Annotated in this window: 12 protein-coding genes; 4 read left to right on the top strand and 8 right to left on the bottom strand. The window is 73.0% G+C overall.

What is annotated here, in order from left to right; translation table 11 throughout:
- Window positions 1-184: 184 nt before the first annotated feature.
- A complete protein-coding gene (locus HCN56_RS06895; RefSeq protein WP_312871089.1) occupies window positions 185-1252 on the top strand; it encodes an adenosine deaminase in 1068 nt (355 codons plus the stop codon).
- A complete protein-coding gene (locus HCN56_RS06890; RefSeq protein ID WP_312871088.1) occupies window positions 1249-1986 on the top strand; it encodes a glycerophosphodiester phosphodiesterase in 738 nt (245 codons plus the stop codon). Before HCN56_RS06895 ends, HCN56_RS06890 begins: the two co-directional genes overlap by 4 nt.
- A gap of 112 nt (window positions 1987-2098) precedes the next feature.
- Here HCN56_RS06890 and HCN56_RS06885 read toward each other — a convergent pair whose 3' ends face one another.
- Together HCN56_RS06885 and HCN56_RS06880 are read right to left on the bottom strand one after the other, a co-directional pair.
- The gene (locus HCN56_RS06885; protein ID WP_167968591.1) at window positions 2099-2254 is read right to left on the bottom strand and encodes a hypothetical protein; all 156 of its coding nucleotides are present in this window, start codon (window positions 2252-2254) and stop codon (window positions 2099-2101) included.
- Window positions 2255-2555: 301 nt separating this feature from the next.
- The gene (locus tag HCN56_RS06880; protein WP_167968590.1) at window positions 2556-3989 is read right to left on the bottom strand and encodes a gamma-aminobutyraldehyde dehydrogenase; all 1434 of its coding nucleotides are present in this window, start codon (window positions 3987-3989) and stop codon (window positions 2556-2558) included.
- A 352-nt stretch (window positions 3990-4341) separates the two neighbouring features.
- On the opposite strand from HCN56_RS06880, the gene HCN56_RS06875 reads away from it, so the two are divergent.
- Both HCN56_RS06875 and HCN56_RS06870 read left to right on the top strand, forming a co-directional pair.
- The gene (locus HCN56_RS06875; RefSeq protein ID WP_167968609.1) at window positions 4342-5040 is read left to right on the top strand and encodes an ABC transporter ATP-binding protein; all 699 of its coding nucleotides are present in this window, start codon (window positions 4342-4344) and stop codon (window positions 5038-5040) included.
- Window positions 5022-6152 (top strand): hypothetical protein, encoded by a 1131-nt coding sequence (locus HCN56_RS06870; protein ID WP_167968589.1) that lies wholly within the window; start codon window positions 5022-5024, stop codon window positions 6150-6152. Before HCN56_RS06875 ends, HCN56_RS06870 begins: the two co-directional genes overlap by 19 nt.
- Window positions 6153-6263: 111 nt before the next feature.
- On the opposite strand, the gene HCN56_RS06865 is transcribed toward HCN56_RS06870, so the two are convergent.
- The 6 genes from HCN56_RS06865 to HCN56_RS06840 all read right to left on the bottom strand — a co-directional run.
- Window positions 6264-7841 carry a family 10 glycosylhydrolase gene (locus HCN56_RS06865; protein ID WP_167968588.1) on the bottom strand — a complete coding sequence of 526 codons (1578 nt, stop codon included), beginning with the start codon at window positions 7839-7841 and terminating at the stop codon, window positions 6264-6266.
- Window positions 7842-7978: 137 nt separating this feature from the next.
- On the bottom strand, window positions 7979-9088 hold the full coding sequence (locus HCN56_RS06860; protein WP_167968608.1) for an ABC transporter ATP-binding protein: 1110 nt from the start codon (window positions 9086-9088) through the stop codon (window positions 7979-7981).
- A 44-nt stretch (window positions 9089-9132) separates the two neighbouring features.
- Window positions 9133-10740 carry an ABC transporter permease gene (locus tag HCN56_RS06855; RefSeq protein ID WP_167968607.1) on the bottom strand — a complete coding sequence of 536 codons (1608 nt, stop codon included), beginning with the start codon at window positions 10738-10740 and terminating at the stop codon, window positions 9133-9135.
- Window positions 10741-10978: 238 nt separating this feature from the next.
- On the bottom strand, window positions 10979-12067 hold the full coding sequence (locus tag HCN56_RS06850; RefSeq protein ID WP_167968587.1) for a thiamine ABC transporter substrate-binding protein: 1089 nt from the start codon (window positions 12065-12067) through the stop codon (window positions 10979-10981).
- Between the two features lie 249 nt (window positions 12068-12316).
- The gene (gene rlmN / locus HCN56_RS06845) at window positions 12317-13429 is read right to left on the bottom strand and encodes a dual-specificity RNA methyltransferase RlmN (RefSeq protein ID WP_167968586.1); all 1113 of its coding nucleotides are present in this window, start codon (window positions 13427-13429) and stop codon (window positions 12317-12319) included.
- Between the two features lie 245 nt (window positions 13430-13674).
- A partial coding sequence (locus tag HCN56_RS06840) for a phosphatidate cytidylyltransferase (RefSeq protein WP_245246211.1) occupies window positions 13675-14530 on the bottom strand: 856 nt, incomplete at its 5' end.

Below are 14530 nucleotides of genomic sequence, written 5' to 3'. Positions count from 1 at the left end.
CGCGGGATCGCGGCAGGAACGCCGGATTGGTGAGTGACATGCATCACACAACGGCAGGGCTGGGCGGAGGCCGCCCGGCGGCTTCCCGACGGCCTCCGCCTACCATGGCTCCGCCGCCCGCGCGGTGGCCCCGCCACCGGGCAGCAGGGCTCGGGGCGGCACCGCCAGTGAAGGAGAGACACTCGTGGACCAGGCCCCGGCAACCCCACCGGACCGCGCCTCGCTCCGTGCGTTCACCGCGGACCTGCCCAAGAGCGAGCTGCACGTCCACCACGTGGGATCGGCCTCGCCCAGGATCGTGGCGGAGCTGGCCGCCCGCCACCCGGACTCCCCCGTACCCAAGGACCCGGCCGCGCTGGCCGAGTACTTCACCTTCCGCGACTTCGCGCACTTCATCGAGATCTACGTGTCGGTCGTCGACCTGATCCGGGACGCCGAGGACGTCCGGATGCTCACCTACGAGGTGGCCCGGGACATGGCGGCGCAGCAGATCCGGTACGCCGAACTCACGGTCACGCCCTACGGCATGACCAAGCGCGGCATCCCCGAGGAGGCCGTCATGGAGGCGCTGGAGGACGCACGCTGCACCGCGGCCCGCGACCTCGGCATCGAGCTGGCCTGGTGCTTCGACATCCCGGGCGAGCTGGGCCTGCCCGCGGCGGAGGCGACAGCGCGCATGGCGTGCGAACTGCGCCCCGAGGGCCTGGTCTCCTTCGGGCTCGGCGGACCGGAGATCGGGGTCCCGCGCGGCCAGTTCAAGCCCTACTTCGACCGCGCCATCGCGGAGGGCCTCCACAGCGTGCCGCACGCGGGTGAGTCCAGCGACGCGCAGTCGGTGTGGGACGCGCTGATCGAACTGCGGGCCGAGCGCATCGGCCACGGCATTCGCTCGGTGGACGACCCGCGGTTGCTGCAGCACCTCGCCGAGCACGAGATTCCACTGGAGGTGTGCCCCACGTCCAACGTGGCGACACGTTCGACCCCGTCGCTGGCCGAGCACCCGCTGCCCCGGCTCGTGGCGGCCGGCGTTCCGGTGACCGTCAACAGCGACGACCCGCCCATGTTCGGCACCGACCTCACCACCGAGTACGTGGTCGCGGCGGAACTGCTGAACCTGGACGAAGCGGGTCTCGCCGGCCTCGCACGGAACGCGGTTCAGGCCTCGTTCCTCGACACGCCCGCGAAATCACGCCTCACGCGGGAGATCGACGCTTACCTGACGTCATGGCGACGCACCCAGGAACCGACGTGACGGCCCCCGTGGCGGGGGCCGAGCCCCGCCCCGTGCTGGCGATCGCCCACCGGGGCGACCCCTTCCACCACCCGGAGAACACGGTGGCCTCGTTCCGGTCGGCGCTGGACGCCGGCGCGGACGCGGTCGAACTCGACGTCCGGCTGACCCGGGACGGTGTACCGGTGGTGCTGCACGACCCCGGGCTGAAGCGCATCTGGGGGCACGACCGCCCCGTCCGCGAGCTGACGCTCGCCGAGGTCGCCGAGGCCTGCGACGGGGCCGTTCCCACGTTGCGACAGGCCTTGGCGGCCACGTTCCCCCGCCTCACTCTGATCGACCTTCCCGAGCCGGACGTCGACACGGCGCGTGAGGCCGTCGCGACGGTGCGGGAGGACGGCTCCATGGGGCGGGTGAGGTACTGCGGCGACCCGGCGGCCCTGCGGACCGTGCGGGAGCACGACTCGGCCGCGGACATCGCGCTGACGTGGAAGCTCCCGACGCCGATCCGTCGCAGTCTGCTGGCGGACATCGCGCCGTCCTGGCTCAACCTCCGCTTCGGGTTGGTCGACCGGCGGCTCGTGGAGCGGGCGCACGAGCGCGGCTACCTCGTCGGCGCCTGGACCGCGGACACGCGGCGAACCATGCGCCGCCTGATGGGCCTCGGGGTCGATGCCATCACCTCCAATCGCGTGGCGGTGCTGCGACAGGAGATCGACCAGGTCGACGGCCGACCGGACCTGCGCATGCCGTGAGCCGGGGCGCCCGGCTCCACCGGGCCCGCTCGGGCCGGCGCGCCGGCCCGTCCGTAGCCCCGTGCGAAGCCCCGGCTCGCGGGCAGGGGCACCGCACGGGGCGCTCAGCGGATCAGCAGAGCCAGCCGCCGGGGACGGGGTCGCAGTGGCTGGACTGCGGCTGGTCCGCTGCCGCCGCCGTGGCGGCAGCGCCACCGGCGAACATGCCGAGAGCGGCGAGGACGACGGCGAGACGGGTCGCGGCGCGGTTCCGGGTGAGGTTGCGCATGGTGTCTTCCCTTCGGGTGTGGGGGTGGGCCCTCCGCGCCGGTCAGGTGGCCCAGCGCATCGGGACAGCGACCGAACGTAGCAAGCATGCGATCTCGCCACACATGCCCATCCGGCCAACATCCGCCCCACAGGCACCCCGGACCGCAGGTAGCGCTGCGTGACGGCCCCGTGCGGGGGCGGCGGAGGCGGCGCACGGTTGTCTCCGCGCGCCGCTCGCACGCGGCGGCTCACCGTCGGAAGGGCGCCCGAACGTCGGTGGAGGGCGGGCTCCCCGCCCTCCACCGACCCGCCCCGAGCCCTCAGAGAGCCGTCATCACGTGCTTCACCCGCGTGTAGTCCTCCAGGCCGTACGCCGAGAGGTCCTTGCCGTAGCCGGACTTCTTGAAGCCCCCGTGCGGCATCTCCCCGACGAGTGGAATGTGGGTGTTGATCCAGACGCAGCCGAAGTCGAGCGCCTTGGACATCCGCATGGCGCGCTTGTGGTCGGTCGTCCAGACGGAGGAGGCGAGCGCGTAGTCGACGCCGTTGGCCCACTCCAGCGCCTGCGCGTCGTCGCTGAAGCGCTGGACCGTGATGACCGGCCCGAACACCTCGTTCTGGATGATCTCGTCGTCCTGGCGCAGCCCCGTCACCACGGTCGGCGCGTAGAAGTAGCCCTGGTCCCCGACGCGGTGGCCGCCGGTCTGCACCTTCGCGTGAGCGGGGAGTCGGTCGACGAAGCCGGCAACCTTCTCCAGGTGACTCGCGTTGTTGAGCGGCCCGTAGAAGCAGTCGGGGTCGGTGACGTCTCCCGTCCGGACCTCTCCGGCCGCCTTGACCAGGGCCTCCACGAAGGCGTCGTGCACCGAGTCCTGTACGAGGACCCGGGTCGCCGCGGTGCAGTCCTGGCCGGCGTTGAAGAAGCCGGCGTCACGGATGCCCTCCACCGCGGCGTCGAGGTCGGCGTCCCCGAACACCAGGCACGGCGCCTTGCCGCCGAGTTCGAGGTGGACGCGCTTGAGGTCCTTGGCGGCGCTGGCTGCGACCTCCATACCGGCGCGGACGGAGCCCGTGATGGACGCCATCGCGGGGACCTCGTGCTCCACCATCAGCCGTCCGGTGTCGCGGTGGCCGCAGACGACGTTGAAGACTCCCTTGGGCAGCACCGCGCCGATGAGCTCCGCCGCGAACACGGCGGACGCGGGAGTGGTGTCGGACGGCTTGAGCACCACGGTGTTGCCGGCCGCGAGCGCCGGGGCGAACTTCCACACCGCCATCATCACCGGGTAGTTCCACGGCGCCACCTGCGCACAGACCCCGATCGGCTCACGCCGGACGAAGGAGGTGAGCCCCGACATGTACTCGCCGGCGGACTTGCCCTCCAGCATCCGGGCGGCACCGGCGAAGAAGCGGATCTGCTCCAGCATCATCGGCAGCTCCTCCTCGCGCGTCAGCTCGAGGGGCTTGCCCGTGTTCTCGCACTCGATCGCCAGCAGTTCGTCGGCGCGCTCCTCGAACGCGTCCGCGATCCGCAGCAGCGCCAACTGGCGGGTGGCGGGGGTGGCGTCGCGCCAGGCCGGGAACGCGGCCGCCGCCGCAGTCATCGCGGCATCCACGTCCGCAGCACCGGAGAGCGGCGCGGTGGCGTAAGCCTTGCCCGTCACCGGGTCGATCACCTCGGTGGTCCGGCCGTCCCGGGCGTCCCGGAACTCTCCGTCGATGTAGTTGCGGAGCCGACGCAGTTCGCTGGTCACGGCACCCCTCCTGCTCGCTTTGCACGGGTCTGGAACCCCAGCCTATGCACGCGACCGCCGGATGGACACCGGAACAACCACCGAGTTCGGAACCCTCGACAACAAACCTTGCGGTTCACGGTCGGTGACACCGCGAACCTGCCCGCGAACGGTGGTCTGGCTGGTTCTTTTCGCCGACGCACCCACCGTTGCGCGACGCGCCGCACCGAACACCCCCATACGGCTGCATCTGCGGCGTTTATCGCGGCACGACCGATTCCACGACCGTGATCCCACATGTCGCGTTGGTACTGTCGCTGACCTGCCGACCAGCGGAGGTGCCCCGGTGAGCGCCGCCTCATCCGACAACGACATGCTGTGGACACGCGAGCTGCACTGCGTCCGTGAGGGCACCACCGCCCTCCAGGACGTGGAGCTGTCGGTCGCCAAGGGCGAGATCGTCGCCTTGACCGGGCCCCGAGGCAGCGGCAAGACCACCCTCCTGGGGTGCCTCGCCGGCCTGCTCCCGCACCGCGGAGAGGTGTGGTTCGACGACATCCCCGTGCACGAGCTCCCCGCCGGGGTTCGCGACCGACTTCGCCGCGAACGCTTCGGCAGGGTCTCCGACACCCCGGAGCTGCTGCCCGAGCTGACGGGTTGGGAGAACGTCGCGCTCCCCCTGCTCCTCAACGGCACCGGACACCGCAAGGCCCGTCGGGCCGCGACCGAATGGCTGGAGCGACTGGACGCCGGGGACTGCGCGCGCAAGCGGCCGGCGCAACTGCCGCGTCACCGGCAGCAGCGGGTGGCCATCGCGCGGGCACTGGTGCACGGCCCGGCGGTGCTCTTCGCGGACGAGCCCGCGGCGCCGCTGCACCAGGGCGACCGGGTGCAGGCGCTCCGCACCCTGGTGGCGGCCGCGCGGTCGCACGACATCACCACGGTCATCACCGGCCGCGAGGAGGAGGTCGCCCCGTTGGCCGACCGCGCGGTGCGACTGCTCGACGGCCGCATCACCGGGACCGACGATCCGACATCGGCGACAGGCTCCGCATGCTCTCTCTCCGCCTAGTCCGCGGGGCGCGGCCCCATGCACAGCTGCGCCGACTGGTGTTGGCGGGCGCGGCGGCGGGCGCCGGCTTCCTGCTGCTCGCCACCCTGGCGCACGCCGCCGCCGCGCCGGAGAACGCGGCCCAGGGGCTGGCGCTGCTCGCCTGGTGCGCGCTTCCGATCGCCGCGACCGCGCAACTCGCCGCCTCGGTGGCGCGCGCCGACCCGGTCGGTGAGCCGCGCTCCGCGTTGGACGCCGTCAGCCTGGGTGCGGCGCGGCAACGGACGCACGCCGCGCTCTCCACCACACTCGCTGCCGGGATCGGCGCACTCCTCGCGCTGCTGCTCTTCCTCCAGTTGACGGATCGTCTCGGGTCGCCGGCGCTGTTCGACGGGGCGGGGCTGGGGCTGCCCGCGGACGGCGGGCGCGCGCCGCTGGGTGGCGCGCTGACGTTGCTGGCTGTGGTGCCGATGACGGTCGCGCTGGCCGCCGCCCTGGCGGTGCCCGAGCGCGAGGCCGGGGCCGCGACCGCGGCGCTGCCGTGGGGAGCCGCCCTCATCGCGGCGGGCGCCGCGGTCAGCGGCTACGCGGCGGCGGTGTCGGGGGGCGGGGAAACTGAGTTGCCCGGCCCGCTCGGCGGCGTCCCGTCCGGCGTGCCGGCGGGGTGGGTGCTCAGCCTGGCGGGAGTGATGCTCGCCTCGCCGGGCCTGGCGCAGGCGGCGTCACGGCTGCTGACGGTGGGCAGCCCCGGGGCGCTTCGGCTGCTGGCGGGGCGCAGCCTCCAGAAGGAGGCGGGCCGGCTGGGGATGCAGCTGGGGACCGTCGCGGTCACGCTGGCCGCGCTCTTCGTGGTGGCGGGGCTCGGCCCCGCCGAGGCAGGCTCGGCCCCGTTCGGTGTCCTGGGAGCGCTCGGGGCGGCGGTGGTGCTCGTCGCCGTGGGCGGGGCGGCGTTGACGACGGCGGCGACGCTCCGGTCGGCGCGCGCCCCTGTCACCCGGACGTTGCGGGAGCTGGGTGCGTCACCGCGCCTGCTGCGCCGCACCCGCCTGGTGCGGGCGGGGACGCTGCTCGCCGTCTTCGCGCCACTGACCTGGCTGACGACCCTGCTGCTGGCGCTGCCCTTGCCCGGTTGACGCCGGCCGGTGTCGCCGGCGGGTGCGACGAGCATGGGGCGGGTCCCGTGGCGGGGCCCGCCCCGTGCGTGCCGCGCGCTGCTGCCGGGGGCCCGGGCGGCGGCGGTGGCGTCAGCGGAGGTCGACGTAGGTGCCGAGGCGGGCCTCGGTCACCTCGCCGCGATCAACCTTCACCGCGGTGACCGGAGCACCGACCACCCCGCGCGGCAGGTCCACGCTGACGAGGTAGACGCCCGGGTCGACGTGGGCGAAGCCGAACCAGCCGTCACCGTCGGCGGTGCGGGTCACGGGCTCGGAGCGGTTGGTGAGGGGCTTGAGGGTGACCGTGGCCTGGTCGAGCACTCCGCCGCCGCGTACCGCGAGCCGGCCGGTGACGTGGCCGTCGGACGGGGCGTCCTTCCATCCCATCGTGGGCACGGTGGCCGGGTCGGCGAAGGGCGCCTGGGGGCCCTGCGTCAGTGCTTCGGTGAGGGCGTCGCGTTCCGCGGAGCGGTTCTCCCAGCTGCCGTCGACGTGGGTGCTGCTCGGGTTGGCGTAGGCGTAGCCGCTCCACCCGGCTACGGTGTTGCCCGCCGCAGTCGGGGCGAGCGCCTGCAGCGCCTGCGCCAGGCTGTCCCCGACGGGGTTGAGGTACAGGCCGGGTCCGTTGACGGTCTGGCGGCCCATCTGGTTGTCGGCCATGAACTCGGACCACTCGGTGAACATCTGCTGCTGGGCCGGCTGCCAGTTGCGCTTGTAGTTCATCGTCATGACCGTGTCGGTGACGCCCTCGTCGAGCCAGCCCACCCAGTCCTGCAGGACCTCGCCGTAGGTCCGGGTGTTCTCCCAGCCGCCGACGGCCTGCGGACCGTTGCCGTAGGTGATGGCGTTGACCGACAGGCGCGCGGCGGGGTCGATGTCCCACAGCGTCAGGTAGAGCTTCCGGACCAGACCGGTCACCTGGTCGCGGCGCCAGTCGGTCCATTCGGCGTCGTCGGGCTCGGGCACGTCGGTCCGGCCGGCGGCCTCCTGGAAGCGGGCGACGGAGACGTCGTTGTAGCCCCAGTCGCTGTGCGTCGTGGTGGAGTTGTGGTCCGGGTAGCGGATGTAGTCGAGGTTGACGCCGTCCACGTCGTACTCGCTGACGATGCTGGAGACGGCGCCGACGATGTAGTCGGCGACGTCGGGGTGACCCGGGTCGACGTAGACGTTGGCGCCCTGGACCTCGGTGCCGTCGTACTTCTTGTTCAGCCAGCGGTCGGCGCCTTCGGCGTCCGGGCCGTGCTGGTTGTACACGTGCTCGGGCGAACGGGGCGGCGTGGTGCTGTTCCAGAGGGTGTTGACGTTCACCCAGGCGTGGACCTCGAGCCCGGCGGCGTGGGCCTGCGCGATGATCTCGTCGAGAGGGTCGTAGGGCGCCGGGTTGACGGCGGCGTCCGTCCGCGGGTAGTCGGCGCGGTTGCAGAAGCAGTCGTACCGTCGGCCGACCTGGACGATCAGGGCGTTGGCGTTGATGTCCAGGGCGTCCTGGACGGTCCGCGCAGCCTGCTCCGGGGTGTAGAGCCCCTCGTTGAAGGCGTCGACCCAGTAGCTGCGCCACTGTTCGGGGCGGTCGTCCTCGGCGGGCGCCGCGGTGGCGGGGCCGGCGAACACCAGACTGGAGGCCAGCAGCCCGAGGCCGGCGGCGAGGGTGGGCAGGATGCGTCTCATACGGGAGAACTCCTGGGACGGTGGTGGCGTGTTCCGGTCAACGCCGCTCGGCCTGACAATTTAGATCGCCGAAGTGGGTCCGTCCAGACGAAAACTTTCATCACTTTGCTTTTTCTTCACGTGCGTGTGACGGCTGGTCAGCCGGTGGGCGGCAGCAGGACGGTCTCCTCGGGGTCGAACCGCACGCGCACGACGGCTCCTTCGGCGGGCGCCGCACGGAGCGAGCACGTGGCCTCCAAGTCGGGTCCGCGCTCCGGATCGAGGTGCAGGACCACGTGGTCGCCCCGGAAGGTGCGCCCCTTCACCACACAGCCGAGTCCCGGGAGCGCGTCCCGCCCCGCCGTGGTGTCCGCCGCGCCGCCGGGCTGCGCAGTGTGCTCGCCGGAGGCCGGGGCATCGTGGCCCGCGAGCGGCTCGGACAGGCGGACCCCTCCCGGACGCACGAGCAGGCCGACGGGGCCGTCGGGCGCGTCCTCCGCCACCTCGACCGCGCCCCATGCGCACTGCGCCGTCGTGCCGGTCAGCGTGGCCGGCACGACGTTGGAGAAGCCGAGGAAACGGGCGACGAACTCCGACACGGGGCGGCTCCACACGTCGACCGGCGACCCCGTCTGCTCGACGCGGCCGTCCCGCATCACCACGACGCGGTCCGCCAGGGCGAACGCCTCGCCCTGGTCGTGGGTGACCGCCAGCACCGTGGTCCCCAGCCGCCGGAACAGCGAGCGCAACTCGACCACCAGCCGCTCCCGCAGCCCGCGGTCCAGCTGCCCGAGCGGCTCGTCGAGCATCAGCAGCCGCGGGCCGGGGGCGAGGGCGCGCGCCAGGGCCACCCGTTGCTGTTCGCCTCCTGACAGCGCCGTGACCGCCCGTCGCTCGGCGCCCACCAGCCCAACCATGTCCAGCAGTCGGGCGACGCGTTCCCCCCGCTCCTCGCGCCCCGTACCCCGCACACGGAGCCCGAAGCCCACGTTCGCGGCGACGTCGTGCTGCGGGAACAGCTGATGGTCCTGGAACATGAGGCCCACACCGCGGCGGTGCGGCGGAATCCCCTCCTGGTCCCGCCCGCCGAGCAGCACCCGGCCCCCGTCGGGCGCCGCCAGCCCCGCGACGGCGCGCAGCAGGGTCGACTTCCCGCTGCCGCTGGGGCCGAGGACGCACACCGTCTCCCCCGCGTCGACCGCGAGGTCGACCGCGTCGACGACGGGGCGGCCCCCGTAGCGGACCGTCAACGCCTCCAGCCGCAGCATGGCGCCCGGCACGGGGCCGCTCGACGGCACGGTCGTCTTCGTCATCAGAACTCCCCGGAGCGGGCGGGACGGATACGTTCGAGAGCCAGCAGGGTGGCGGCGCAGACCAGCATCAGCACGGTGCTCAACGCCATCGCCTGTCCGTAGTTCGCCTCGCCCGCGCGCCCCAGCAGCCGGGCGATGGCGACCGGGAGCGTCGGCTCGTCGGGCCGGGCGATGAAGACCGTCGCCCCGAACTCCCCGAGGGAGACCGCGAACGCGAACCCGGCGGCGAGCACCAGCGCCCGCCGCACGAGCGGGAGGTCGACCTCCCACCATGCCCTCAGCGGGGAGGCGCCCAGCGTCGCTGCCGCCTGCCGCAGCCGGTCGTCCACCGCGCGGAGCACCGGCAGCATGACCCGGATCACGAAGGGGACCCCCACCAGTGCCTGCGCCAGCGGGACCAGCAACCACGACGAGCGCAGGTCCAACGGAGGTGTGTCGAGTGCGATCAGGAAACCGAAGCCGACGGTCACCGCGGAGGTGCCCAGCGGCAGCATGAGCATCGCGTCGAAGCCCCGAACCAGCCGGCCGGCGCCACGGGTCAGCGCGGCCGCGGCGAGCCCGCCGACCAGCAGGGCGATGAGCGTGGCGACGGCCGCGATGCGGAGCGAGTTGCCGACCGCTTCGAGCGGGGGTACGACGAAGGTGCCCGTGTCCGTGGTGGCCAGCGCGCGGTAGTGGGCGAAGCCGTAGCCGTCGGGCACACGGAGCGACCGTTCGATGAGGACGCCGAGCGGCAGCAGCACCAGCGCGGCGACCGAGAGGAGCACCCCACCGAGCAGGAGCCGCTCCCCCGCGCCCCGCGGCGGGCGGTCGGTCGCGGCGGCGTCCACCAACCGCAGAGCGGACTCGCGTCGGTGCACGGTCCAGCCGTGCACCCCGAGCATCGCGGCGACCGCGGCGAACTGCAGCAGGGTCAGCACGGCCGCGGTCGGCAGGTCGAGCAGTTGTGCGGTCTGCCGGTAGATCTCGACCTCGAGGGTCGCGTAGCCGGGGCCGCCGAGGATCTGGACGACGCCGAAGGAGGTGAAGGTGAAGAGGAAGACCATCAGCGCCGCCGCGGCCAGCGCCGGCAGCAGCGCGGGCAGCGTCACGCGCCGCCATGCTCCGAACGCCCCGGCGCCCAGCAGTCGGGCGGCCTCCTCCTGACGCGGGTCGAGCTGCGACCACAGGCCGCCGACGGTGCGGACGACGACCGCGTAGTTGAAGAACACGTGGGCGAGGAGGATGGCCCAGACGGTGGTGTCCAGCCGAAGGCCCCACAGGTCGTCGAGGAGCCCGCCGCGGCCGATCAGCCCGAGGAACGCGGCCCCGACCACCACCGTGGGCAGAACGAAGGGAACCGTGACGACGGCTCGCAGCAGCCGCTTCCCCGGGAACCGGAAGCGGGCCAGTACGTAGGCGCCCGGCAGCGCCAGCAGCAGGGTGAGGGCGGTGGACGCCGCGGCCTGCCAGGTCGTGAACCAGAGGACCTGCCGGATGCCTTCGTCGGCGAGGACCTCGCCGACGTGGCCCAGTTCCCACTCCCCGTCCGGCCGGAGTCCGCGGGCCACGATCGCGGTCACGGGATAGCCGAAGAAGACGGCGAAGAAGACCACCGGCCCGACCATCAGCGCCGGGGCGACGAAGCGGCGTGGCCCGGTGCGGGTGCGGGTCGCCGGGGCCGGGCCGGTCGGCGGCGGGGGCCCCGGCACGGGGGCGGTGTCGGTCACGGTGCCGTCCGGGGGCCTCGGCGACGGGCCGCCGCGGGGCGGTCGGGGCGCACGGGGCCGGCGAGCACGGGGCGCAGCCCGGCGGCGCCTCCCGAAAGCACCGGGCCGCCCCGCACGGGGCGGCCCCACGGGGCCGTCAACGGACAACCAGGTTGGTCCACTCGTCCACCCAGTCGCTGCGGTTCTCGGTCACGGCGTCCGCGTCCAGCGTCAACGGGGCGTCGACGACCGCACCGTGGCGTGTGAACAGCTCCGGCAGCTCGGCGTCCTCCCGGACCGGATGCACGAACATCTGCAGGGGGACGTCCTGCTGGAAGTCCAGGGACAGCATGAAGTCCAGCAGCGCGGCGCCGCCCTCGGGGTTCTCCGCCCCTTCCAGCAGGCCGGCGAACTCGATCTGCCGGAAACACGTCCCCGTGGAGACGCCGGTGGGTGCCTCCTCGACGTCGGGGTCGGGACCGTACAGCACCTCCGCCGGTGGCGAGGAGGCGTAGCTGACGACCAGCGGCCGGTCCCCCTCACCGGAGGAACCGGAGAAGTCCTCGTAGTACGCCTGCTCCCACCCGTCGACCACCCGGACCCCGTTGTCCGACAGCTGCCGCCAATAGTCCTGCCAGCCGTCCTCACCGAACTCGGCGACCGTCCCCAGCAGGAACCCGAGCCCTGGCGTGGAACTCGCCGCGTTCTGCACCACCAGCAGGTCCCGGTAGTCGGCGTCGGTGAGATCCGCGAGGTCCTGGGGCGGTTCGATCCCCGCCTCGTCGAACCAGGCCCGGTCGTAGTTGACGCAGATGTCGCCGTGGTCCACCGGGGTGACCCGCCACTCACCGGCGTCCAGCTGGAACTCCTCGGGGACGGCGTCCAGCCCTTCCGCGCGGTGGGGCGCGAAGACGTCCGCGTCGAGCGCGCGCGTCAGCAGCGTGTTGTCGACCCCGAAGAGCACGTCGCCCTGCGGGTTGCCCGCGGAGAGGACGGCCTGGTTGACCATGACGCCGCCGTCGTCGGCACGCAGCACACGCACCTCGTGGCCGGTCTGCTCGGTGAAGAGGGCGAGCACCTCCTCCGAGACCTCGAAGGAGTTGTGCGTCACCAGGGTCACGGTGTCGTTCTCGGCGGCGTTCCGGTCGCCGCCGTCGTCCGAGTCCGCCCCGCATGCCGCGAGGAGCGTGGTGCCGAGGAGGACCGGCAGGGCGAGCGCGGCGGTGCGCCGGGAGGTGCGCTTCATGGGGCTGCTTTCGTCGTGCGACGAGGCAGGCGGGGCACGTCGGAACGTGCTGATGTCCGAGCTCCCTACCCGGCGCCATGAGCTCCGGGCGAGGTTCGAAGGGTCTGCGGCTGTGCCGCACTCTCAGCGCTGGACGCGCTCCCCTGCCGGTCGATATGCATGAATGGTGTGTCGTGCACGTGTGCGACCACACGATAACCCACCGCGGGGACCCCGCCGCGCTGCGGCCGGACGCCTCCGCGGGCGGCGTCAGCGCTCGGAGGCAGCCAGCTGCCCGCAGGCCCCGTCGATCTCCTGACCGCGCGTGTCGCGCACCGTCGTCGGTACGCCGTGTGCCTCCAGCGCCTCGACGAACGCCCGCTCGTCCTCCGGACGGCTCGCCGTCCACTTGGAGCCGGGGGTCGGGTTGAGAGGGATCAGGTTGACGTGCGCGCCCCGCCCCTTGAGGAGCCGCCCGAGCAGGTCGCCCCGCCACGCCTGGTCGTTGATGTCCCGGATGAGCGCGTACTCGATGGAGATGCGGCGGCCGGAGCTGTCGGCGTAGGCCCAGGCGGCGTCCAGCACCTCGCGCACCTTCCACCGGGTGTTGACCGGCACCAGGGTGTCCCGCAACTCGTCGTCGGGAGCGTGCAGGGAGACCGCGAGGCGGCATTTGAGCCCCTCGTCCGCGAGCCGGTTGATGGCCGGGACCAACCCGACCGTCGAGACGGTGATCCCGCGCTGCGAGAGGCCCACCCCGTCGGGCTCGGGGTCGGTGAGGCGGCGGATCGCGCCCACCACGCGCTTGTAGTTCGCGAGGGGCTCGCCCATCCCCATGAAGACGATGTTGGAGAGCCGCGCGGGCCCACCGGGCACCTCGCCGTCGCGCAGGGCGCGCATCCCGTCGATGATCTGGTGCACGATCTCGGCGGTCGACAGGTTGCGGTCGAGGCCGGCCTGGCCGGTCGCGCAGAACGGGCAGTTCATACCGCAGCCCGCCTGCGAGGAGATGCACATGGTGACGCGCTCGGGGTACCGCATCAGCACCGACTCGACCATCGTGCCGTCGTGCAGCCGCCACAGCGTCTTCCGGGTCGCGCCCTCGTCACAGCTGATGTGGCGGACGACCGACATCAGCGGCGGGAGCAGCTCCTCGGCGAGCCGGGTCCGGGAGCCCGCGGGGATGTTGGTCCACTGCTCGGGCTCGGCCGTGAACCGCCCGAAGTAGTGCTGCGAGAGCTGCTTGGCGCGGAACGGCTTCTCTCCGAGTGCCGCGACCGCCTCCTTGCGTTCGGCGGGCGTCAGGTCGGCGAGGTGCCGCGGCGGCTTCTTGGCGCCGCGCGGGGCGACGAACGTCAGCTCGCCGGGTACGGGTCGTGCCATGGCGGGACGTCTCCTCGGTGCGACAGCGGGGGCCACGCGGCGGATGCATGCCGCCGGCGGCACGGTGCGGGCCTCCCCGCACCTCGACGGTCAGTGCACGGGGGCCGACCTCGGCGGCACGGGGCGCCCCACGATGCCGATCCAGCGTACCGGTGTCGCGACCGGGTCCCCGACGCTCACCGACGTGAGCCGCCCCACCGCCGGCCGGCGCGGGGCCTCACCGGCCTTCAGCACGAGGTTCCGGGTCAGGAACCGACGAAGACCATGAACAGCACCCAGATCACCGGGGCGGTCGGCAGTATGGAGTCAAGGCGGTCCATGATGCCGCCGTGCCCGGGCAGCAGCGTCCCCATGTCCTTGATGCCGAGGTCCCGCTTGATCATCGACTCGCCGAGGTCGCCCAGGGTGGCGGTGAGCGCGACGGCCAGCCCCATCAGGAGCCCCTGCCACCAGGTGCCCCCCTCGATCAGGAACTCCAGCGACAGCGCCCCCGCGACCATGGCGAAGACGACCGCGCCGAGCAGCCCCTCCCGGGTCTTGCCGGGGCTGATGCGGGGGGCGAGCTTTCGCTTCCCGAACCGCCAGCCGACGGCGTAGGCGCCGGTGTCGCTCACCACGGTGAGAAGCAGGAAGACGAGTACCCGCCAGGGGCCGTCGTCCGCGGCCAGGACGAGCGCGACGAAGGTGGCGAGGAAGGGGACGTACAGGACCGCGAACACGGAGGCCGTGACATCCCGGAGGTAGTCGTGCGGCGGCCCCGTCATACGCCACAGAAAGACTGCCGAGACCGTCAGCGCCATCGCCACGAAGGCGGCGCCCGCGCCCTCGGCGTACCCCGCCACCACCATGGCGGCGCCGCCGACCGCCAGGGGCGGCAGCGGGGCCCGCACCTGCTTGCGCTCCGCGAGCCGCGAGGTGAGCTCCCACAGGCCGACGATCACCGCGGCGGCGATCACCGCGACGAAAGCAGGCTTGTACACGAACAGCGTGACGAGGATGAGCACGCCCAGGCCGGCGCCGACCCCGATGGCCGCGGGCAGGTCGCGCCCGGCCCGCTTGCCGCGCCCCGACTCGGCGCGCCGCGCGGCGCGGCCCCCGCCC

The sequence above is a fragment of the Streptomyces lonarensis genome (assembly GCF_012033735.1).
Classification (GTDB): Bacteria; Actinomycetota; Actinomycetes; order Streptomycetales; family Streptomycetaceae; genus Streptomyces; species Streptomyces lonarensis.
This window is presented reverse-complemented; position numbering and strand designations above follow the sequence as displayed.

Bases quoted from the DNA above. Each gene is read 5' to 3' on its own strand.
- HCN56_RS06850 (WP_167968587.1), bottom strand. From the start codon at position 12,067: ATGAAGCGCACCTCCCGGCGCACCGCCGCGCTCGCCCTGCCGGTCCTC.
- rlmN (WP_167968586.1), bottom strand. From the start codon at position 13,429: ATGGCACGACCCGTACCCGGCGAGCTGACGTTCGTCGCCCCGCGCGGC.
- HCN56_RS06855 (WP_167968607.1), bottom strand. From the start codon at position 10,740: ATGGTCGGGCCGGTGGTCTTCTTCGCCGTCTTCTTCGGCTATCCCGTG.
- HCN56_RS06865 (WP_167968588.1), bottom strand. From the start codon at position 7,841: ATGAGACGCATCCTGCCCACCCTCGCCGCCGGCCTCGGGCTGCTGGCC.
- HCN56_RS06875 (WP_167968609.1), top strand. From the start codon at position 4,342: ATGCTGTGGACACGCGAGCTGCACTGCGTCCGTGAGGGCACCACCGCC.
- HCN56_RS06870 (WP_167968589.1), top strand. From the start codon at position 5,022: ATGCTCTCTCTCCGCCTAGTCCGCGGGGCGCGGCCCCATGCACAGCTG.
- HCN56_RS06860 (WP_167968608.1), bottom strand. From the start codon at position 9,088: ATGCTGCGGCTGGAGGCGTTGACGGTCCGCTACGGGGGCCGCCCCGTC.
- HCN56_RS06885 (WP_167968591.1), bottom strand. From the start codon at position 2,254: ATGCGCAACCTCACCCGGAACCGCGCCGCGACCCGTCTCGCCGTCGTC.